The 21,895-nt window shown below is 58.9% G+C and carries 19 protein-coding genes; 2 read left to right on the top strand and 17 right to left on the bottom strand.

The genetic code is table 11. The annotated features are described in order from the left end of the window. The first annotated feature begins 2 nt into the window (after window positions 1–2). Together AC1UKS_RS11465 and AC1UKS_RS11470 are read left to right on the top strand one after the other, a co-directional pair. On the top strand, window positions 3–2,987 hold the full coding sequence (locus AC1UKS_RS11465) for a virulence factor SrfB (protein WP_482436930.1): 2,985 nt from the start codon (window positions 3–5) through the stop codon (window positions 2,985–2,987). Further along, a complete protein-coding gene (locus AC1UKS_RS11470) occupies window positions 2,984–5,377 on the top strand; it encodes a virulence factor SrfC family protein (RefSeq protein ID WP_482433640.1) in 2,394 nt (797 codons plus the stop codon). The genes AC1UKS_RS11465 and AC1UKS_RS11470 overlap by 4 nt, the downstream gene beginning before the upstream one ends. 186 nt (window positions 5,378–5,563) lie before the next feature. On the opposite strand, the gene AC1UKS_RS11475 is transcribed toward AC1UKS_RS11470, so the two are convergent. The 17 genes from AC1UKS_RS11475 to AC1UKS_RS11555 form a co-directional block, all read right to left on the bottom strand. Further along, entirely contained in the window at window positions 5,564–5,743 is a 180-nt protein-coding gene (locus AC1UKS_RS11475; RefSeq protein ID WP_482433642.1) for a hypothetical protein, read from the bottom strand. Window positions 5,744–6,198: 455 nt separating this feature from the next. Continuing rightward, window positions 6,199–6,381: a hypothetical protein gene (locus tag AC1UKS_RS11480; RefSeq protein ID WP_482433643.1), complete on the bottom strand. Its 183-nt coding sequence runs from the start codon at window positions 6,379–6,381 to the stop codon at window positions 6,199–6,201. 100 nt (window positions 6,382–6,481) lie between these two features. Then, window positions 6,482–7,414 carry an ABC transporter substrate-binding protein gene (locus AC1UKS_RS11485; RefSeq protein ID WP_482433645.1) on the bottom strand — a complete coding sequence of 311 codons (933 nt, stop codon included), beginning with the start codon at window positions 7,412–7,414 and terminating at the stop codon, window positions 6,482–6,484. Between the two features lie 12 nt (window positions 7,415–7,426). Next, window positions 7,427–8,221 (bottom strand): amino acid ABC transporter ATP-binding protein, encoded by a 795-nt coding sequence (locus AC1UKS_RS11490; RefSeq protein WP_013202112.1) that lies wholly within the window; start codon window positions 8,219–8,221, stop codon window positions 7,427–7,429. Further along, window positions 8,205–9,125, bottom strand: a complete 921-nt coding sequence (locus AC1UKS_RS11495) for an amino acid ABC transporter permease (RefSeq protein WP_373421576.1) — start codon at window positions 9,123–9,125, stop codon at window positions 8,205–8,207. Before AC1UKS_RS11495 ends, AC1UKS_RS11490 begins: the two co-directional genes overlap by 17 nt. Window positions 9,126–9,134: 9 nt before the next feature. Further along, the gene (locus AC1UKS_RS11500) at window positions 9,135–9,647 is read right to left on the bottom strand and encodes a GNAT family N-acetyltransferase (protein WP_265910435.1); all 513 of its coding nucleotides are present in this window, start codon (window positions 9,645–9,647) and stop codon (window positions 9,135–9,137) included. Window positions 9,648–9,657: 10 nt separating this feature from the next. Beyond that, entirely contained in the window at window positions 9,658–10,599 is a 942-nt protein-coding gene (locus tag AC1UKS_RS11505; RefSeq protein WP_053143274.1) for an ABC transporter substrate-binding protein, read from the bottom strand. A gap of 14 nt (window positions 10,600–10,613) precedes the next feature. Beyond that, window positions 10,614–11,924: an LLM class flavin-dependent oxidoreductase gene (locus AC1UKS_RS11510; RefSeq protein WP_482433647.1), complete on the bottom strand. Its 1,311-nt coding sequence runs from the start codon at window positions 11,922–11,924 to the stop codon at window positions 10,614–10,616. A 78-nt stretch (window positions 11,925–12,002) separates the two neighbouring features. Continuing rightward, complete coding sequence (locus AC1UKS_RS11515) at window positions 12,003–13,163, bottom strand: amidohydrolase (RefSeq protein WP_482433649.1); 1,161 nt, start codon at window positions 13,161–13,163, stop codon at window positions 12,003–12,005. A gap of 21 nt (window positions 13,164–13,184) precedes the next feature. Beyond that, window positions 13,185–14,189: an MsnO8 family LLM class oxidoreductase gene (locus AC1UKS_RS11520; protein ID WP_482433651.1), complete on the bottom strand. Its 1,005-nt coding sequence runs from the start codon at window positions 14,187–14,189 to the stop codon at window positions 13,185–13,187. Between the two features lie 360 nt (window positions 14,190–14,549). Beyond that, window positions 14,550–14,942: a YgiW/YdeI family stress tolerance OB fold protein gene (locus tag AC1UKS_RS11525; RefSeq protein WP_265910430.1), complete on the bottom strand. Its 393-nt coding sequence runs from the start codon at window positions 14,940–14,942 to the stop codon at window positions 14,550–14,552. 71 nt (window positions 14,943–15,013) lie between these two features. Continuing rightward, window positions 15,014–15,859 (bottom strand): LLM class flavin-dependent oxidoreductase, encoded by an 846-nt coding sequence (locus AC1UKS_RS11530; RefSeq protein WP_482433652.1) that lies wholly within the window; start codon window positions 15,857–15,859, stop codon window positions 15,014–15,016. 16 nt (window positions 15,860–15,875) lie between these two features. After that, entirely contained in the window at window positions 15,876–16,859 is a 984-nt protein-coding gene (locus AC1UKS_RS11535) for an ABC transporter permease (protein WP_482433653.1), read from the bottom strand. After that, window positions 16,852–17,883 carry an ABC transporter permease gene (locus AC1UKS_RS11540; RefSeq protein ID WP_482433655.1) on the bottom strand — a complete coding sequence of 344 codons (1,032 nt, stop codon included), beginning with the start codon at window positions 17,881–17,883 and terminating at the stop codon, window positions 16,852–16,854. Before AC1UKS_RS11540 ends, AC1UKS_RS11535 begins: the two co-directional genes overlap by 8 nt. After that, on the bottom strand, window positions 17,880–19,406 hold the full coding sequence (locus AC1UKS_RS11545; protein WP_482433656.1) for a sugar ABC transporter ATP-binding protein: 1,527 nt from the start codon (window positions 19,404–19,406) through the stop codon (window positions 17,880–17,882). Before AC1UKS_RS11545 ends, AC1UKS_RS11540 begins: the two co-directional genes overlap by 4 nt. Further along, complete coding sequence (locus AC1UKS_RS11550) at window positions 19,396–20,418, bottom strand: sugar ABC transporter substrate-binding protein (RefSeq protein ID WP_265910425.1); 1,023 nt, start codon at window positions 20,416–20,418, stop codon at window positions 19,396–19,398. Before AC1UKS_RS11550 ends, AC1UKS_RS11545 begins: the two co-directional genes overlap by 11 nt. 102 nt (window positions 20,419–20,520) lie before the next feature. Then, entirely contained in the window at window positions 20,521–21,855 is a 1,335-nt protein-coding gene (locus AC1UKS_RS11555; RefSeq protein WP_482436933.1) for an LLM class flavin-dependent oxidoreductase, read from the bottom strand. Window positions 21,856–21,895: the final 40 nt, after the last annotated feature.

Here is a 21,895-nt window from a genome sequence, read left to right on the forward strand (position 1 = left end):
TGATGCTGGCAACGATCGCTGATTTTAAACCGAATATGACGCTGATTCAGAACAGTGGCATTCAGTTCCTCGACTTTGCGCTGACGCCTGAGCTGGACGCCGATCTGCCGGGCAAATTTGTCCGCCAGACCGCCAACGGCCCGCTGCTGCGTCTGAACTTCAACACGCAAAACGGCAAATATATGCTGCCGGTGAACGCCGGCACCGCGCCTGAAGTGGTGAAGCCGGAGTTCAGCTTCCCGCTGGCGCAATCCCTTGCGCTGCTGAACGGTATCTGGCTGCCGCTGCCGTTCCTGCGCTTTAATCCGCCGCGCACCTTTATTGGTGGCCCGGACAACTGGGCGCGCATGCAGATTATCGCCCTTGATAAGCCGGATCAGAACGGCAACTCGCACCGCGTCTGCCTGGCCTTTGAAACCCGTGTCTGGGCCGAAGGCGAAGATGAGTCGCTGGCGCTGAACGAAAGCGACGTCAAAAATGGCGTCAGCTTTGCGCTGGCACATCGCAGTAACGAACTGGGCGAATTCCTCGACCACACCTGGATTGACGGCTGGCTGCGTGAAGTGTTCAGTCAGCAGGCGGCCAGCGTGGAAGATCGCCCGCAGGTCAATATTCGTGCCGCCCTGCGCGAGTTCGAATATCAGGCGCATTACCTGAATGTCCTGCATTTGCTCGGTGAGCAGTTGAACCTGCCAGAGCTGAAAATCAGCGCCGCCACCCTGCAGGAACCGGCGATCCCGGTGGACTTGATCCTTGATGTTGGCAACTCGCACACCTGCGGCATTATGGTGGAAGAGCATGTTGACGATCATCATGGCCTCAAGCACACCTACGAACTGCATCTGCGCAACCTGAGCGAACCGCATCAGCTGTTTAACGAGCTGTTTGAAAGCCGCGTGGAGTTTGCCCAGGCCACCTTTGGCAAACAGAACTTCTCGGTGGAAAGCGGCCGCGATGACGCCTTTATCTGGCCGTCGATCACCCGCGTGGGCCGCGAAGCCAGCCATCTGGCGCTGCAACGTCTCGGCACCGAAGGCGCCACCGGCATCTCCAGCCCGCGTCGTTACCTGTGGGATGAAGAGAGCTACACGCCGGGCTGGCGCTTCAGCCGGACGCCGGGCAACTCCGCCCAGGAGCCGCTGGCGACCGCCGCGCCGATGACTAATCTGGTTAACGATGAAGGCCAGCCGCTGTATAACCAGCCGTTTGATGAACGTCTGCCGGTGTTCCTGCCGCAGTACAGCCGCAGCTCGGTGATGAGCTTTATGCTGTCTGAACTGTTGGCCCAGGCCCTGATGCAGATGAACAGTGCCATCCAGCGCCAGAAAATGCTGCACAGCAGCGCGCCGCGCCAGTTACGCAACATCATCCTGACGCTACCGTCGGCGATGCCGAAACCCGAGCGGGAAATTTTCCGCCGCCGGATGCACGAAGCCATTGCGCTGGTGTGGAAAGCGATGGGCTGGCACCCGGCAGATGACGACTTTACCAGCGCCAAAGACAAGGCCAAAAGCCTGGTGCCGGTGCCGGAAGTGCAGATGGAGTGGGATGAAGCCACCTGTGGTCAGATGGTCTATCTCTACAATGAAACCCAGGTGAACTTTGGGGGCCGTGCGGAAGCCTTCTTTGTCAGCATGGCACGCCCGGATCGCGCCCGCGCGGCGGATGAGCCGGTTGGCAAAACCCTGCGCATCGCCTCGATTGATATCGGCGGCGGCACCACGGACCTGGCGATCACCCAGTACCGTCTGGATGATGGCGTCGGCAACAACGTCAAAATCATGCCGCGCCTGCTGTTCCGCGAAGGCTTTAAGCTGGCCGGTGACGATATCTTACTTGACGTGATCCAGCTGTATGTCCTGCCTGCGCTACAGGCGGCGTTCAAGCAGGCGGGGATGGTCAACCCGGAAGGCGTAATGACCCGGCTGTTCGGCCATGAAGGTCGTCTGGATGGGCACTCCACGCTGCGTCAGCAGGTCACGTTGCAGGTGTTTATTCCGGTCGGCCAGGCGATTCTGGAAGCCTACGAGCGCTTCGATCCGCTGGATCTGAATGCCGAAGTGGATGCCCGCTTTGAAGAGTTGCTGGCGCTGCCACCGACCAGCAAGCTGCTGGATTACATCAACCGGGAAATCCAGCGCGAGCTGCCGGGTGAAGCCGATGAGTTTGATATTCTGCGCGTGCCGCTGATCGTCAAGTTGAGCAAGCTGCACGCCGAGTTCCTTTCACCGCGCATGAACATCACCCACAGCCTGCGTTCGATGGCGGAAGTGGTGGCGGTGTATGATTGCGATGTGCTGCTGCTTACCGGCCGCCCTTCACGCTTCCCAGGCGTGCAGGCGCTGTTCCGCCACCTTCAGCCGCTGCCGGTCAGCCGTATTCTGTCGCTGGACGGTTACCACACCAACGACTGGTATCCGTTTAACAAACAGGGCCGCATTGAGAACCCTAAATCTACCGCCGCCGTCGGGGCGATGCTCTGCCTGCTGTCGCTGGATTTACGTCTGGCGAACTTCTGGTTCAAAGCCGGTGACTTCCAGCCCTATTCGACCATCCGCTATCTGGGGATGCTGGACAGCAACGTCGCGCTGAGCAGCGATAACGTCTGGTATGGCGATATCGATCTGGATGATGAGAAGTTCAGCCTCGATTCCCGTCAGCGTTTCCAGGTGCGCGGTGCCCTGACGCTGGGCTTCCGTCAGCTGGATAATGACCGCTGGCCCGCCTCGCCGCTTTACACTCTGCACATAGCCGATCCCCAGCTGGCGCGCAGCGTGGCCGGCGACAAGGTGCTGAAAATTAAACTTGCTGTCGCTAAAGAATCTGGCGACTTTGGCCCGGAACGCTTTGAAATTGCGGACGCCACGCTCGATGATGGCACCCAGGTTCCGCTGGAACATTTACGCCTGAAGCTGAACACCTTAGCCAGCAGCGGATCGGGATTAACCCATTACTGGATCGACAGCGGGAGCGTATACAAGAAATGAAACCTTTGACGCCAAAACAGCTGTCCGGCACCTTCGGCAAAAAACTGGAAACGCTGGCCAAAGGCATCGAGCGTTCGGTCAGCTGGCTGGAAAGCGCACGCGAAACCTCGCCGCGCCTGAATATGGAAGCCGATCGCCTGAGCGTGCGGCTGCAGCGTCAGCTGAATAAAGCCACTAACCTGCTGGAAGCCGCCGGTAAAGAGTGCGCGATTGGCTTTTTCGGCCTGTCGCAGGCGGGAAAGTCCTATCTGATCACCTCCCTGGCGGCCAGTGAAAAAGGCAAAACCGAGATAGCGTTGGGCAATACGGTCATCGACTACAGCGTGCTGAATCCGCAACAGCTGACCGGCACCATGGTGGTTCGCTACAGCGGTCAGCAGGTTCGCGTTGATAACGAGTGGCCGGTGCAGCTGGCGCTGTTAAGTGAAGCAGAGCTGGTCGCTATTCTGGCCGACGTCTGGTCACGCCGCAGCGGCGATCAACCGGCGGTGCTCGACGAGCAGCAGATTTCTGAACGGCTGAAAACGGTGTCGATGTACCGTCAGCCAGAGGCCATCGAGGGCATGAGCCGCCAGGACGTGGTGGCCTTGTGGGATCGCCTTGCCACCTCGCAGCTGTATTCCGGTAAAGCGCTGGAAACCCACTTCTGGCCGCTGGCGATTGAACTGGCACCGATGCTCGGCGTCGACGATCGTGCCCGCCTGTTCTCGCTGTTATGGAATGAAGATCGCGGGCTGACCGCCCTTTATCGCCAGCTGGCGCACGTGCTGCATCATGTCTCCTGCGTGCCTCGCGTGCTGGCTCCGCTGGCGGCGCTGAACGATGCGTCACTGAGTATTTTGAACAGCAACGGCCTGCGTTATTTCAACGCCTCGTCGGATCGCGTGATTCAGGTGGTGCCTCAGCATAACGGCCGCAACCTGCAGCCGGTCAATCTGCCGCTGGCCGAGCTGGCGCTATTAGGCCGCGAAGTGCTGATGCCGCTGTACAGCGCCCCGCGTGAGAGCCTGTTCGAGCAGGTCGATATGCTGGATTATCCGGGCTTCGAGCAGCCTGCGGTGCTGCCCGATGATGAACACCATGAGCTGGCGCTGGCCTTTATGACCGCCAAGCGCCCTTTCCTGTTAACCCGTGCCGCAGAGCATCAGGATGTTAACCTGCTGATGGTGTGCAGCGCCGTCGGGCACCGCGCGGAGACCCGCACCGTCGGCCGCGTGCTGGATAACTGGGTGAAGCAGACTCAGGGCGAAAATACCCAGGTGCGCAGCCGCCGCAAGCCCGGCCTGATTTGGGCACTGACGCCGTTCGATCAGCGCATCACCCGTGGACAGAACTTTGATGCTGCCGTGCAGCGTTATGTCGGTAATCCGGGCGATGTCTGGGGATCGATGCTGGCGATGGATGAAAAAGGCGTTAAGCGCATGGCGGGCTGGCTGATGACCGAGATCCGTCGTGAAGCCAAGGTGGAAAGATTGCAGGAACAAAGCGCGGAAATCCGTCGTGAACTGGCAGAAAACCTGCTGGGCCGCTGGTATCTGGCCTCCGAAAAAGAAGAGCCGCAGGCGCGTCTGCGCATTGCCGGAAGCCTGCTGAAATCCTTGCAGGCGAGAACCGGCGTGCATGGCGAGCTGCTGGAAAGGTTGTTGCCTGCGCGTGAAACCCTGCGTCACCTGTTCCTGCAGCGTCAGAATCCCGGCGAGCGTCCGCTGGTGGAAGAATATGCGTTAAGTGAAGATGACCCGTTTGGCATCGGCATGAGCATCGATTTGCTGAGCGATGAGCCGGTGGCCGGACTGCTGAATGCGGAAGAGCAACACGTCGCCGAAGAGCCGGAAGCCGAATTTGCCCAGCAGGTGTATCGCCACTGGATCAATATTCTGCGTCAATTGCCGGACCAGGGGCCGCTGCTGGAGCTGCTGGGCGTGACCAAGCCGACGCTGGAGATGCTGACCGAAGAGTTGGTGACCGCCAGCATCCGTTTAGATATTGAAGCCCTGCTGGTGAAAAAGCTGACCGATCATGACGCGTCAGGCACGCCGGTTGAAATGATGGCCGATCGTCAGGTTTCCCGCGCGCTGAGCGTGATGGGTGATTTTGTTGCCTGGTTGGGATTCCAGCATGTGCCGGAAGCGGATCGTCCACAGAGCAAGATCAACCGTGGAAAGCCGATTTTCGCCAAACCGGAAACGCAGACCGCCAGCCTGGGCCCCGGCCAGCGCCTGACCAAACTGGATCTGAAACCGAACAATTACGCGGCCTGGTATATTTATGACTGGCTGGTGGGATTAAACGAGATGATTTTACAAAACGCGGGTTACTCGGCAGCGCGTGAAATCAACAGCGAACAGCGTGACGAGCTGGCGTTAATTTTGAAGCAGATTGGCAAATAAAGCATGAAAAAACCGGGGCAGAAAGCCTGCCCCGGCAACACAATTAGTGCAAAACTACAGCAAACCTCAACACACGACCCTACTTTCAACATACTCCTTCACCTCACGGTGATGGTTTCGACGTTCATTCATTACGCTACACGGACGATCCCGATCTGTGTCCTCAGCAGTGCCCCACCTGCGGGGTTATTGCGATTCGGCGTTAGCAAACCATCTCGGATCGAAATTGCCAAAATCCAGGCCATACATGCCGGCGACAGGAATAATCGACTCAAACACGCGTTCTGAGATTGGATTGTGATCGGCCATTTCATCGGTTTGCCCGTTCGCGATCTGCCCAAACAGGCGAGTTAACCAGTTGCTCATCATCATCTCCTAAAGGATTATTCGTTCTGTGACACCAGATTTACCGCATCCCCTCAGCGAACGGAAATAAGGATATCTGCATCCGTTATGCGGTGGGCAGATATGCCGGAGAAGAGGTGCTGAAGCGGGAGCTGCCGGGGCTGTTAATCATCCGCCTTTGTAGAATCATGCAGGGGATTTTAAAATAAATTTGGCTTTAGGTGAGAAAATCACGGCAGGCGTTGTCTGTGGAAATCAAACCAGCCAAGGTGAGAGGATTTGGAATTATGGGGTTTCTTCCGGAGAATCGTCGCCGGTTGTGTTACTGCGGATTGAGAGGATTGTAGAATTAGCCTGTCGCAAGTCACGCATCATGACGTCATTGTATTTTGCAATACCGTTCGCGAAAAGCACGGCGTGGTTTCTCAGAGCCGTAGCCTAAGAGAGTACTGGCGTAGGCGAAATCAACAGAATAATCAACCCTTGATACGAAACGCTTCTCTATCGCCACGGTCTTCTTTTTCTCTCTTGATCCTTGTTTCAGCATCGTCAAACATATCCATAAGCTGCTCAGCTTTTTGACGACGTGTCCCTGCTAAACGAACCGCTGGCGCGTGCAAGTTTAGTATTTGTGCATTTATCTGGGGAGAGTTTTTCATGGAGAACCTCCGTTAATCTAACCTCACAGTATAAACTGTGTACAAACTGAAATACAGTGAGGATTCTCCTTCTGCAGGCAACTGCCTCCTCTAACCTATCTCAGTAAACAATCCCCTGCGGATTCACCGTGGAGTGGCTGATGGCTTCGTCCTGCTCGCCCCAGCGTTGTAGCACCTGTTGATATTGCCCGCCGGCAATGGTGCCATCCAGCGCGGTTTGTAAGGCCGGGGCCAGGCCGTTGCCCTTTTTGGTGGTGACGGCCACCCAGGCGCGGAATGGGCCGTTGCCTACCAGTTTGGTTTGCCCGCGTGAGGCCACTTTCCAGGCGGCGATAGAGTGTGGACCAAACATCGCGTCAGCGCGGCCGGAGAGCAGCGACAGCGTCGCCGAGGCATCATCGGTCAGATAAATCGGCTCGACCGGGGGCAATCCTTTTTCCCGGTTCTGCTGATCCCAACTCAACAGGATGCGTTCCTGATTGGTGCCAGAAGCGACGATGATCTTCTTACCGGCGACATCCTTCGGCGAATTAATGGCGGCGATCGGGCTGTTGGCCTTCACCGAAAACGCATGGTTATCCGAGCGATAGGTGGCGAAATCGAACTTCTTTTTGCGCTCCTCGGTAACCGCAATATTGAACATCGCCACATCATAACGCCCGGCCGCGATCCCTAATGGCCAGTCCTCCCACGAAGCCGGCACCAGTCGCAGCTTTAAGCCCAGACTGTCGGCTAATAAGCGGGCGATATCCGGGTCGCTGCCAATGCGGGTTTTATTGTCGGACGCCAGCAACGCCAGCGGCGGCGAATTGGTGGCTGAGGTCGCCACCGTCAGATATCCCGGTTCGATAAAATGAAATCCCGTCGGGATCTTGCCGATCGCTTCCGGGTTCGCTGGCGCGTCAATCGGCGTTTCGTTCTTCAACACGTCCAGTTTTTCAGCCGCGGTGGCGGGAACGCTGCTGAGCCAGGCCACGCTGGCAAACGAAGCGGCAAGCAGACTGTATTGCCATAATGGGTTTGCTTTGATCATCTGGTCCCTTCCTTACAGCACGCGAGCGAGGAAACGGCGCGTTCGTTCATGACGGGCATTGTTCAACACCTGGGTGCTGCTGCCCTGCTCGATGATTTTGCCCTCGTCCATAAACACCACATGGTCCGCCACTTCACGGGCGAAGCCAATCTCATGGGTGACGATCACCAGCGTGGTGCCGGACCGCGCCAGCTTCTTGATCACGTCCAGCACTTCGCTGACCAGCTCCGGATCCAGCGCCGAGGTCGGCTCGTCAAACAGCATCACCCGCGGATTCAGCATCAGCGCCCGCGCAATGGCGACGCGCTGCTGCTGGCCGCCGGAGAGATGGCGCGGCCAGGCATCGGCCTTGTGACGCAGGCCAACAATATCCAGCAGCTCACCGGCGCGAATAATCGCATCGCGTTTTGACAGCTGACGATGGGCGATCGGCGCTTCAATCAGGTTCTCCAGCACGCTCAGATGGGGAAACAGATTGAAGTTCTGGAACACGTAGCCGACGTTGATGCGCTGGCGCAGGATCGCCTTCTCCTTCAGTTCATACAGCTTGTCTCCCCGCTGCTGATAGCCAATGTAGTCGCCATCGATGCGGATAAAGCCCTCGTCGACCCGCTCCAGATGGTTAATCGAGCGCAGCAAGGTGGATTTCCCGGAGCCCGACGGGCCGAGGATCACCGTAACCGAACCGGGTTCCAGCTCCAGCGAGACGTCGTTCAACGCTTTATGCTGGCCAAAGCTTTTGCTGACGCCGGTAATGCTGATGGCGCCGGTGGCATTGACGTTGCGGTAATCAATGGCTTCTGACATGAACGATCTCCTCTGACGGGGTAACAGGCGTGACGCGGGTACGCCATTGACGCCAGCGTGACGGTTTAGGTTCGCGGGTGACGCTGCGCGCCAGCCAGCTTTCCACGTTATGTTGGATCACGGACAGCACGGTGGTGATAATCAGATACCAGGCAGCACCCACCATCAACAGCGGGATCACTTCCTGATTGCGGTTGTAAATCATCTGAATGGTGTAGAACAGTTCCGGCATCGCCAGCACGTACACCATCGCGGTGCCCTTCGCCAGACTGATAATTTCGTTAAAGGCGGTCGGAATAATGGCGCGTAACGCCTGCGGTAAAATGATACGGAAGGTACGGCGGAAAGCCGATAAGCCGAGCGCCGACGCCGCTTCGTGCTGACCAAAATCCACGCCGAGGAAACCGCCGCGAATGATTTCGGCACTGTACGCCGCCTGCACCAGCGTCAGGCCAATCACCGCGGCCGGGAACTGACCGAGCACGTTAATGGTCTGGAAATGCCCCCACGACAGGCTGGTAAAGGGCACGCCGACCGACAGGGTTTCGTACAGGTACGAGAAGTTATACAGAATGATCAGCACCACAATCAGCGGCAGCGAACGGAACAGCCAGATATAGCCCCAGGCCAGGCTGCTCAACAACCAGGAGGAAGAGAGCCTGGCCAGCGCCAGCAGTCCGCCGAACGCCAGGCTGAACACCGTGCCTAACAGGGTCAGCAGCAGCGTCTGCCCCAACCCGTGCAGGATCACCGGATCGAAGAACCAGCGGGCAAACACCCCCCATTCCCAGCGCGGGTTGAAGGCCACCGACTGCACCACACCGGCAAGAATAAACAGGGCGACCACCGCCCCGATAATGCGCCCCGGGTACCGGGCCGGTACCACTTCCAGCTGCTTGTCCATGCTCACTCCTTAACTGGCCTGGGCGATGCGGTCAGCATCGACCACTTTAATAAAACGCAGACGACCGTCATGCGGCGGCTGGCTGTAACGCTCCAGATCGCCACTCAGATCGAACTGCGGCACGTAGCCATGGCCGCTGTACAGGCGCACGGCTTCGGGCTGACGGAATCCGGTGGTGAGGAAAAAGCGGCTGTAGCCGGCGAGGATCGCCCGGCGCTCCAGCTCTTTGACCACGATCAGCGCCAGCCCCTGACGACGCAGATCGCTGCGCGTCCAGATGCGTTTCAGCTCAGCCGTCTGCGCGTCATACGGCTTATACGCGCCCATTGCGATGATCTCGCCATCACTCTCCAGCACGATAAACAGCCCCTGTGGCGGCAGATACCACTCGGTCAGCTCCACCTCTTTCAGACTGCTAAAGTAATCGCCGTAGCGCGCGGCATATTCCCCAAACAACCCGGTGAGGATCGGTTGCAGTTCAGGGGCCTCCGGCGAGACATCGCGGAATTGTCTGTGAGTCATTGCGGGCTCCTTAGTCGCCTAATCCTGGTGGGTTGATTTCGGAATGGTCGATAGCTTCAACCCCTTCTCCCCAGCGATTCAGCACCTTTTGGTAGTCGCCGTTCTTCATCACGCCATTCAGGGCGATATTCACCGGATCGACCAGGCCGCTGCCTTTTTTCAGCGTCACCGCGATATGCGCCGCCTTTGGCCAGCCGCCATCGACACTGCCGACCAGTCGGGTTTTACCGGTCAGCGCCGCTTTCCAGGCACCAATCACGTTCGGGCCAAAATAGGCATCCGCGCGGCCGGACTGCAGCGCCAGCGTCTGGGCGGCATCATCTTTGGAATAGACCGGGGTAAACGGCTTTAGCCCTTTCGCCTGGTTCTCTTTATCCCAGGCCAGCAGGATCGCTTCCTGGTTGGTGCCGGAACCGACGATGATGCGCAGGCCGGCGATGTCTTCCGCTTTGCTCAGCGATTTAATCGGGCTGCTGGTTTTGACGTAGAAGCCCAGCGAGTCCTTACGGTAGGTGGCGAAATCAAACTTCTCTTTACGCTCTTTGGTGACGGTAATATTGGTGATCGCCGCATCATATTTGCCGGAAGCCACGCCCAGCGGCCAGTCTTCCCAGGAAGTCGGCACCACGTTGAGCTTCAGGCCGAGGCTGTCGGCCACCAGACGGGCGATATCCACTTCACTGCCGAGCAGGGTTTTGTTGTCATCGGAGAACACCGTCAGCGGCGGCGAATTCAGCGCTGCCACCGCCACGGTAAAGGAACCGGGAACCGCCGGGCGGAATCCGGCCGGTAATGCCGAGACCGCCTGCGGATTTTTTTCGGTATTGACCGGGGTTTTATTGGCTTCAAGACTGACGCGCTGACCGTTAACCGCCACGTTAGTGGTATCTGCAAGGCTACTGCCGCTGGCGGCCAGTAACAGTAACGCGATGAGGGTATGAGTTTTCTGCATTGTTCAGGCTCTTATTATATAGCGAACTGATTAAGGGGATTTTTCAGGGCAAAGCTGTCGCGCAGGGTTTTGCCGGGATACTCGCTGCGTGACAGGCCTCTTGCCTGCAGGATCGGCACCACGCGATCGACAAAGCGTTCAAAGGTATCCGGCGTACCGCCGTTGATGATGAAGCCATCCGCCGCTTCGCTGTCGAACCACAGTTGCAAGCCGTCGGCGACCTGCTCCGGCGTGCCGTGGAACAGCGGACGCGGCGTGGCCGATTCCAGCGCGGCCTGACGCAGGGTGTGGCCGTGCTGACGGGCTTTCTGTTTGATCTCATCGGTGGTACTGCGGAAGCTGTTCTGGCCAATCTCGCCCAGTTCGGGGAATGGTTCATCCAGCGGGTATTGCGAGAAGTCATGATGGTCGAAGAAACGCCCCAGATAGTTCAGTGCATCTTTGATCGACACCAGCGCGGCGGTGGCCTGATATTGATCCTCAACGTCCTGCGCATCGTTACCGACAATCACGCTGACGCCCTGGAAGATATGCAGCTCGTCCGCCTGACGGCCGTTCTGCACCACCTGCTTCTTCACATCCTGATAAAAGGCCTGCGCTTCTTCACGGGTCGGTTGATGGGTAAAGATGGCATCCGCATGGCGGGCGGCCAGCTTGCGGCCATCTTCAGACGCGCCGGCCTGGAAGATCACCGGACGGCCCTGCGGCGTGCGTTCAATGTTCAGCGGGCCCTGCACCTGGAAGAAATCACCGTGATGATTTGGCGTGTGCAGTTTCTGCGGATCGAAGAACTGACCGCTCTCCTTGTTGCGCACAAACGCGCCCTCTTCCCAGGAATCCCACAGCCCTTTTACGACCTGCAAATATTCATCCGCAATGCGGTAACGCAGCGCATGTTCCGGGTGCTGCTGGCGCGAAAAGTTTTTTGCCGAGCCTTCCAGCGGCGAAGTGACCACGTTCCAGCCGGCGCGACCGCCGCTCAGGTGATCGAGGCTGGCAAACTGCCGGGCGACGGTAAAGGGTTCGCTGTAAGAGGTGGAAACCGTTCCCACCAGCCCGAGATGCTCGGTGGCGCCCGCCAGTGCGGACAACAGCGTTAACGGCTCAAAGCGATTAAGGAAGTGCGGGATCGACTTCTCGTTGATAAACAGACCGTCGGCGACAAACAGGAAGTCCAGCTTGCCCTGCTCGGCTTTACGGGCGATTTTTTTGGCGTAGTCGATGTTGATGCTGGCATCAGCCTGCGCCGCCGGATGGCGCCATGCGGACATATTACCAGATGCGCCGTGCAGAATAGTGCCCAGTCGAAGCTGTCTACGGGTCATGATGTTCTCTCTTTTTTTAGCGATAGCGGTGCCGGACGGGAGGAAGGTGATCCTCCCGCTAAGGCGTTAATCGGGGATTTAGTGCGTTTCGGTCAGGGGCGGACAACATCGGGCGTTAAGCTGTTGCAACGCCTGCTGCGCCAGTAGCGCGAAATAGTGTGCGGCCGGGGCGATAGACGCCTCGTCAGGATTGAAGCTGCCGTGATGCAGGCCATATTCGCTGGCGCTGCCGATGCTGACAAACGCGCCAGGCACCTGTTGCAGATAGAAGGCGAAGTCTTCGCCACCCAGATGCAAATCGGCATTCAGCACCCGGTAACCGGCCTGCTCAGCGACTTCCGCGCTGAACTGCGCCCAGTCCGCATCGTTCACCAGTACCGGCGGACCGGCATGCCAGCTCAGGGTGGCTTCAGCGCCGCTGGCCAGCGCGTAGCTTTCCACCAGCTGGCGCACGCGGGCTTCCAGCTCTGCACGCACCTTCAGATCGTGGGTACGCGCGGTGCCACCAAACTCGACGCCCGCCGGCAGCACGTTCCAGGTTTTTCCGCCGTCAATGCGGGTAATGCTCAGCACCAGGCTGTCGAGGGTATTGAAGCTGCGGCTGGTCAGCCCTTGCAGCCCCTGAATAATCTGGCTGGCGACGACAATCGCATCAACGCCCTGTTCGGGATGGGCGGCGTGCGCGCCTTTGCCGGTTACCCGGATAATGAATTTGTCGGCATTGGCATAAAACGCACCGCTGCGGGTGGCAAAGGTGCCGACCGGTAAGCCCGGCTCGTTATGCATGCCGAAAATCGCCTGCACGCCGTCGAGCAGTCCGGCGGCGATCAGTTGCTTTGCCCCGACGGCGATCTCTTCCGCCGGTTGAAACAGGATGCGTACCCGGCCTTTCAGCTGCGCTTCATTGGCCTTCAGCGCCAGCGCGGCACCAAGCATCACCGCGCTGTGCAGGTCATGACCGCAGGCGTGCATCACCCCCGCTTCCCGCGAGTGAAAACGCACGCCGCTGGTTTCAAAAATCGGTAACGCATCGATGTCCGCACGTAGCGCAATCAGCGGTTCCCCCTCGCCAATTTCCGCCACAACGCCGGTTTCCAGCGCCGTCTCCAGCAGCCTGATGCCGGCATTCTGCAACCATTCACGCAGGCGTCGGGTGGTGGCAAACTCTTTGCCGGACAGTTCCGGCCAGGTGTGCAATTCGCGACGCCATTCAATCAGCTGTGCTTCATTTGGCTTCAAGGTAAACCTCCGCTACACGTTTCAGGCCGCGATCAGATGATGGGTCGCCAGCAGTTCCAGCGAGTTTCGTCGCGCTGCGGCATCGACGATCGGTGTATCAATGATGAATTCATCAATGCCAAAGTTCTGATGGAGCGCTTCAAACTGCGCATGAACCTGCGCGGCGGTGCCTTTCAGCAGCGATGGCGTGCGCGGTTCGATCAGGTAATCGGTAAAGCCGCCCTGTCGTAGATAGCGTTCCGCCTGTTCAAGGCTGGCGACATTCACGCCGGGGCCGTTTTTGACCTGCACGTGGAACTGCTTCATGCCGGAGACCAGCAGCTCAGCCTGCGCCGGCGAGTCCGCCGCCACCACCTGCACCGCCACCAACGCTTTCTGTCCCTGGCTTACGCGCGCATAGGTGTTCAAGGCGTTTTCCAGCTGCTTCCTGTCGCCGTTGATATGCGCCGCGAAGACAAACTGCCAGTTCAGCTCCGCCGCCAGCCGCGCACTCTCCTCACTGGCCCCCAACAGAAAGCGGGACACCGGCTTTAACGGCAGCGGCGTGGCATTCAGCGCTTCTTCATCGGCTGCATCGCCAGGCGATGGGGTTTGCAACCAGTTATCCAGTAAGCTCAGCTGTTCGGCAAAGCTGCCCTTTTCGTCAGCATGAATTCCAAGCTGTAATGCATGGGTCGAAAGGGGTAATCCACCGGGCGCTTTACCGACGCCGAGATCAATTCGACCGGGCGCCAGTGAAGCCAGTAAATTAAAATTCTCGGCAACTTTATACGGGCTGTAATGCTGCAACATCACGCCGCCAGAGCCGACGCGAATATGTCGGGTCTGGGCGATAATCCATGCAATTAATACTTCCGGCGAAGGCCCGGCCAGATGAGAAGTATTATGGTGTTCAGCCAGCCAGAAACGATGAAAGCCCCAGGCTTCCGCCTGCTGAGCCAGTTGCAGCGTGCGCTGCAGGGCTGCGCCCGGCGTTTCACCCGGTGCAACCGGTGATTTATCTAACAGACTCAGTCGATATGCCATTCACCCATTCCTTTTCACGTCTAATTGCCATTGAGTGTGGCGTGGCAATGCGAACAGGTAAAACAACAAAAAGTGAAATATGTAGTGATAAAATGGCAATACGCCTTTTATCTCGCGGGAAGATTGAATATGGCGTAATTAATGCCGCTAAATTGGCTTATTTTATTTTCGGCTAAGCTTTGCCTGATACAGATTAAGCAGTGCGGTTTGGTGTATTTGGCATGGGTGTGGTCATGGCCGGTTAAATGGCACACGGGTAATAAAAGAGGAGGGTTCGAGCTTCAGGCTAATTATTGTTTTCAAACGGCGTGAGGATACGGAAAAAAGCCCCTGTCCGGCAGGAGCTGTGAAATAGTGAACTTACGGCGTTTTAATTTGTTGGGCCTGGACATGGCGGGATTTGCCCTGGCCTTTCACATAGCCGCTCAGGCGGACCAGATCCTTGGCGCTGTACTCTTTACCTTTCCAGGCGCTTTGCGGCACGGTGACGCGGATGGTGCCGCTGTCATCGCGGAAATCGAAGGTTTCCGCCCCGGTTTTCTTGATCAAAAATCCTTCCAGCGTCACCCAGGCATTCAACCGTTGATCCGCCAGTGAGGCGACCGTGCTCTCAGCGGTATCTTCGGTGCCTTTTTTACCCGCATCCTTTTGCTGCGGCGGCGGTGGCGCTTCGCCGGTTTTATATCCACCCTCTGCGGCCATCGTGTGGCTGCTAAAAGCCAGTAATGCGGCCAGTGCCAGCATCTTTTTCATTGGTTCTCCTTAAGGTCTCAGGCGATGTCTTATGCTATGCATCGCTTTAAGCCTGGCACAGGAAAGCAGGGTTAGCCGGTTTCAGCGCGGTTATGGCGGTACTGGCTGATGGGATGATCGTCCGGCAGCCTTGATTGCCCTTCGCCCTGTAACCGCTCACGCAGCGTTAAGGGCGTGGCCGGTCTGGCGGCAATCCTGCCGCGCGCCGCGAGTTCAGGCACCACATAGTGGACAAAATCTTCAAAGCTGCCGGGACTGATCGCATAACCGATATTAAAACCATCGACGCCGGATTCAGCCGCAAACTCTTCAAGCCGATCGGCGATAGTGGCCGCGCCGCCGACCAGCGTCGGATGCAGACCACCAATGGCGATGTAACCTGCCGCTTCCCGCAGCGTCCACTGTCGGCCCGCGTCAATTCGGGTCAGGCTGGCCAATGCCGAACGGCAGGCATCGGTTTCGATATACTCCAGAGGGCGATCCAAATCGAACGCCGACCAGTCAACGCCGGTCCAGGCGGAGAACAGCGCCAGCGCCGCCTCTTCACTGATGTAGTGCTGGAAATCGGCATAGCGCGCCTGGGCCTGGGCATCGTTTTCCCCGGTGACCACGGTGACCGCCGCAATAAAGCGCAGCGAGGCGGGATCGCGCCCGTACTCCGCCGCCAGCGTGCGGATAAGCGCAATATCGTTGCGGATCGCGTCGCTGGTCAGCCCGGCCATAAAAATGACCTCGGCATATTTCGCAGCAAAGTGGCTGCCACGCGATGAGGTGCCCGCCTGCAGCAGCACCGGCGTGCGCTGTGGGCTGGGCTCGCTGAGGTGCGCATCCGGCACCTGATAATAGCGGCCCTGGTGCGCAATCGGATGCACCTTACGCGGGTCGGTATACACCCCCTGCCGTTTGTTATTCCGCACCGCGTCGGTTCCTTATTCAGGCGCGTTGCCGGCCTTTCAGTGCACCGGCGGCCAGCACCAGGAAAATCAGCACGCCGGTGGCGACCTGCTGCCAGTAAAAGTTCCAGCCAATCAGCAGCAGCCCGTTGGCGACAAAGCTCAGCAGCACCACGCCCAGCAAAGTGCCGGCGACGTTGGGCCGCCGTTGAGCCGAAAAGGTGCTGCCGATAAAGGCCGCGCCGATGGCGTTCAGCAGGTAGGCATTGCCCGACATCGGCACCCAGGCCTTGACGTTGGCGGCCAGCATCAGCCCCACCACGCCGGCCACCACCGCGCTGAGCACAAATCCCACTGCCAGCGTGCGGCCAACGGCGATGCCCGAGTAGCGGGCGACGCTGATCTGCACGCCGGTAAAGGTCAGCGCGCGACCAAAGCGGGTGCGTTGCAGCAGGATATGCAGCACCACGGCAATCACCAGCACGTACCACAGCGGCAGCGGGATCCCCGCCAGCGAACCGTGGCTGATGGCGGAAAACCCGGCTGGCAGCACCTGGCTGAGTAAATAGACCGGCTGGCCGCCGCCCGACGAGAGCTGTTGCATGCTCTGGCCGATAAACAACGTGCCGAGCGTGGCCAGAAACGGCTCCACGCCCAGCACCGCCACCAGAAAGGCGTTGAGCAGCCCGACGCACAGCGCCGCCAGTAACGCCGCGCCCAGCGCCAGCGGCAGGCCGACCTGATGCAGCGTCAGCGTCACCAGCACCAGGCAGGCAAAATCGATGGCGGTACCGATCGACAGGTCAATGGCCCCCATTGAGGCCACCACGGTCATCGCCAGCGCGGCAATCGCCAGCGGCGCGACGTTATTCAGCAGCACGCTTTGCAGATTATTGAAGCTGAAGAATCCCGGCGCGAAGCAGCTAAAAAAGATCAGCAGTGCAGCAAAACAGATCAACACGCTGACCCGCAGCAGGTTGCCACGCAGCCGGGTCAGGACCGGCGACAGAGTGATATCAGACAAGGACCTTACTCCTTTGATGGCGTTGACGCAGGAAGGCGGTCAGCGAGACAACCAGCAGGATCAGCACGCCTTCCACGCCGTTGATCCAGTAGCTGGAGACGTTAATCAGCTGGAAACCATTGGCGATCAGCCCGAGGAACACCACGCTCACCAATGTGCCGAGGATGGTGGGCACCAGCCGACGCGAGAAGACCACGCCAAGCAACACGGCGGCGATCACCATCAGCAGGTTATCGTTGGCGCCCGGCGAACTGCCGCTGAGCACCGTGACCGAGCCGAACGCCGCCAGACCGGCTGCCAGCCCGCAAAGCACGTAGCTGGCGGCAAGATAGCGCGCGACGGAGAGCCCGTTGGCCCGTGCGGCCAGCGGATGACTGCCCACCGCCTGCAGCCGCAGGCCAAACGGAGAAAGATGGGTCAGAATCGCAAACAGCCCTGCCACGATGGCAAAGGCCCAGGCCAGCCACGGCAGCGATAACGGCCCTGCGCCAATCAGCGCGTCAAACAGCGGGCCGCTGACCGGCACCGTTGAATTCTGCGTCACCACCATCTCCAGCCCGAGGGCGATATTCATGGTGGTCAGGGTGGCTAACAGCGGCAAAATCTTCAGCCACGCCACCGCGATGGCGTTGACCAGCCCGACCGCGCCGCCGGTCAGTAATGCCAACAGCAAGGCGGTTTCAGGCGACGCGCCCTGGCTTAGCTGAGTGGCGAAAACCGCCGCGCTGAGGCCCATATTGGCCGCCACCGACAGATCGATGCCACCGGTCAGCGAATGACTGCCGCCGCCGCTCAGCACCAGCGTCAGGCCAAAGGCCAGCGTGCCGGTGACCGCAGTTTGCTGCAGGACGTTACCCAGATTGCCGAAGGTGAGGAAAATCGGCGACAGGAAGGCAAACACCGCCAGCACCGCAATAATCAGCAGAAACGCGCCCAGTTGCAGCCGCGGTCCTTTGCGATCGCGCGCGGAGGCAGTGCGTCCGCTAACCGCCGTTGCTGACGCAGCAGAAGAAAGTTCGGTCATGTTAACGCTCCCGTCGCCGCCGACTGAGCGCCAGCGGCCCAGGCGAGGATTTCATGATCGTCGGTGTCCGCGCCCTGCAGGATTTTCACCACTTTGCCGCGCGCCATCACCAGGATGCGATCGCTGAGCGACTGCAACTCCAGCAGATCGGTTGAAAACAGGATCACCAGCGCCCCTCTGGCCGCCAGCTGGTGCAGTGCGCGATAGATCTCCGCCTTCGCGCCGATATCCACCCCCACCGTCGGCTCATCCAGCAGATAAACCTTCGCCCCGGTATTCAGCCATTTTGCCAGCACCACCTTTTGCTGGTTGCCGCCGGACAGCAGGCGCACGGCGGCCCGGTCGCCGGGCGTGCGGATCCCCAGAACGCGGATATTGTCCGCCACCAGGCGGCGTTCTTTACCGCCATCGATCAGCAGCTTTTGCGTTAAGGCCGACAGGCTGGTCAGCGCGATATTTTCCCTGACGCTCAAATCCGGCGCGATGCCGTTGGCCCGACGATCTTCCGGCACAAAGGCCACGCCATGCTTCACCGCCTGATGCGGCGAATGCGGCAGCCAGGCCTCGCCATCCAGCGTCAGCGTGCCGCTCAGGCCGTGTTCCAGCCCAAACAGCGCGCGCACCAGTGCCTTGCCGCCGGAGCCCAGCAGGCCGGTGATGCCAAGTATTTCACCGCGATAAGCGGTAAAGCTAACCTGTTCGAAGCGCCCGGCCGCCGCCAGATTGTCAACCCGCAATACCGGATGCGTTTGCGGCTGCGCATCCCGGCGGGTCAGCGCTTTTTGTTCGCCGCCGAGCATATCGCCGATCAGCTGGCTGGCGGTGATCTGACTGACCTGATGATGGGCGACGTTACGCCCATCGCGCAGCACGGTCACCTGCTGGCAAAGCGCGGTAATTTCATCGAGATAATGCGAGACATAGAGGATCGCCAGCCCCTGTTGCTGTAAGCGGCGAATAGCGCGAAACAACGCCGCCACTTCATGTTGCCCTAACGCGGCGGTCGGCTCATCAAACACAAGAATGCGCGGCGACTGGCGCATGGCACGGGTAATCTGCACCAGCTGCTGCTCCGCCACGCTTAAATCGGCAATCAGGCGATCGGGAGGAATGGCGATGCCGAACAGATCCGTAATCGCCTGTGCCGCCGTGCGGCGCATCAGCCGTCGGTTGATCAACGGCAGGCCGGGATAGCGCGGCTCCTCACCCAGTAACAGCGCTTCCGCCACCGTCAGGCTCGGCGCCAGCAGCCGCTCCTGATGGACAATTTCAATCCCCAGCGCCTTTGCCGCCTGCGGTGAAGGAAGCGCGGTTTCCCGCCCTTCCAGCACAATCTGCCCGTCATCCGCCTGCTGTAGCCCGGCGAGAATTTTGATCAGCGTCGATTTGCCTGCGCCGTTATGGCCGATCAGGCCATGGATTTCCCCGGCCGCCAGCGTCAGCGAGACCTGACGCAGCGCCGGGATGCCGGCAAAGGCTTTACTGATGTTGCTCATCGCCAGCAGCGGAGCGCTATTTTGCATCGCTTTGTCCCAGCGTTTTCTGCACCTCAGCGGCATTCTCTTTGGTCACCACCAGCGCCGGTACGTAGGTGGCTGGCGGCAGAGAACGATCGCCCGCCAGATAGCGTGCGACGTTCTGCACCGCGGTCTGGCCAATCAGGTACGGTTGCTGTGCCACCACGGACGCGGCGCTGGATTTCGGATCCTTCACCAGCGACACCACGTCCGGGCTGCCGTCAACGGCGTAGGTTTTGATCTCGCTGCGCCCGGCGGCATCCACCGCCTGGGTGGCTCCAATTTGCGGCACATCCCACGCTGCCCAGATCGCCTGCACCGTGCCTTTCGGGTATTTGTTTAACAGCTGGCTAATTTGCGCATAGGCATCCTGCACCGTATTGGGGATCACATCACGCAGCTCCGGCTGAATAATTTTAATTTTTGGATACCATTTCAAAACGGCTTTGAGCTGGTCATAACGCATGGCAACCACCGGCACGCCATAGAATCCGTTAAATACCAGAATATTGCCCTCACCACGCAGATCGTTAACCATTTTCAGCGCCAGCTGCTCGCCAATATAAAAGTTATCCGAAGTGGTAACGTTAATACTCGACGGACTGGCAGTATCGACGGTAAATAAGGGGATCCCGGCGGCGCGAATCTTTTTCAGCCAGGGTTCCAGTACCGAGGCGGTGCCGAGCGTTTCGATAATCGCGTCCGGCTTTTGCGCAATCAGCGTCTGGATCTGGCCGATTTGCTGCGCCTCCTTCCTGCCACCATCCAGCGCGATTGGCGTGCCGCCCAGGCGTTTCACCTCATCCACCTGCCCCTGATAGGCTTTCAGGTCCCAGTAGTGATCGGTCCCGGCCACGGTGATCCCGATGCGTTTACCCTGCAACGACGGCACCTCACCATTCGGTGCTGCCTGAGCGGATAAGGAAAATAACACCGACAGGGTAAATAAGGCTAAACCTGACGCACGCAAACCTGACTTAATAACCGCACTGTTTTTTATATTTTGGCTAATCATCATCTGTACCTGGTGAAATTAATAAGAGTTCAACTTAGCATGCTGAAATTCATCCATTCAGATCAATTTCAGCTAATCCTGAGCGAGTTTTAGCAATAGAACGCGTTAATCATTATTCCGGTTATTCTTCCCTCCCCGACGCCAGGCAGCGGCCGGATGACGTTCGGCAAGCCTGTCGTTATTAAACAGTTTTTTTCGCAGCGTGCCGGGTTGATAAGCCGTTTTATACCGCCCGCGCTTCTGCAGTTCCGGCACCACGAATTCAATAAAGTCGATATAGCTTTGCGGATTCACGATGCGCGTGAGGTTAAAACCGTCGATTCCGGCCTGGTCGATCCAGTCGATCAGCGCGATAGCGACCTGTTGCGGGTCGCCGACAATCAGCGCATAGCGTCCACCCAACGCATGCTGTTCCAGCAGCTGACGTTTGGTCCAGCCGCTGTAGGCTTTGCTGACCGACTCGATCGCCCGGGTGGCACCGCTCTGTATCGGCTCATCAAGGTCGAACGCCGCCAGATCGATGCCGGTCGAGCTGGAGAAGTGGGCGATGCCCGCTTCCGGGCTGGCATAACGCAGGTATTCCTGATGCTTTTCCTGCGCCTCGCGTTCGGTGGGAGCCACTATCACCGAAATGCCCATAAAGATTTTCAGATCCTCCGGCAACCTGCCGGCCGCTTTCGCCGCCTGCCGCAGCCTGTCCACCTGTGCGCGCATCGCCTGTGGCGTGCTGCCATTCACAAAGGTGCACTCCGCATGGCGCGCCGCGAACTGGATCCCCCGCGCGGAACTTCCCGCCTGGAACAGCAGCGGCGTGCGTTGCGGAGACGGCTGGGAGAGGTGATAGCCCTCCACCTGATAAAATTCCCCGCGATGACGCACCGGATGAATTTTGCTGGCATCGGCATAGCACCGCTGATGACGGTCGGCCAGCACCGCGTCCTCTTCCCAGCTGCCTTCCCATAGCTGATAGCTGACGTCGAGGAACTCATCGGCCTGATCGTAGCGACGGTCATGCCCCAACAGTTCCGTCTGCCCCATGGCGCGGGCGGCGCTGTCGAGATAACCGGTAACGATATTCCAGCCCACCCGACCGGCGGTCAGATGATCGAGCGTCGACAAGCGGCGGGCAAACGGATACGGCGCTTCGTAACTCAGGTTGGCGGTCAGACCAAAGCCCAGATGTTCGGTGACGCTGGCCATTGCCGACACCAGCATCAGCGGATCGTTGACCGGCAGCTGGATAGATTCGCTGGCGGTCAGGGCGATCCCCTGCTGATAGACGTCGTACACGCCGAGAATATCGGCGATAAACAGCCCGTCAAACAGCCCTTTCTCGAGGATCTTCGCCAGATCCAGCCAGTAACTCAGGCTGTTAAACTCCGTGGAACGATCCTGAGGATGCGTCCACATGCCGTGATGAATGTGCCCAACGCAGTTCATATTGAAGGCGTTTAACAGGATTTTTTTCGGCGCGCCCACA

The organism is Erwinia sp. AK-PDG3-5, assembly GCF_056821705.1.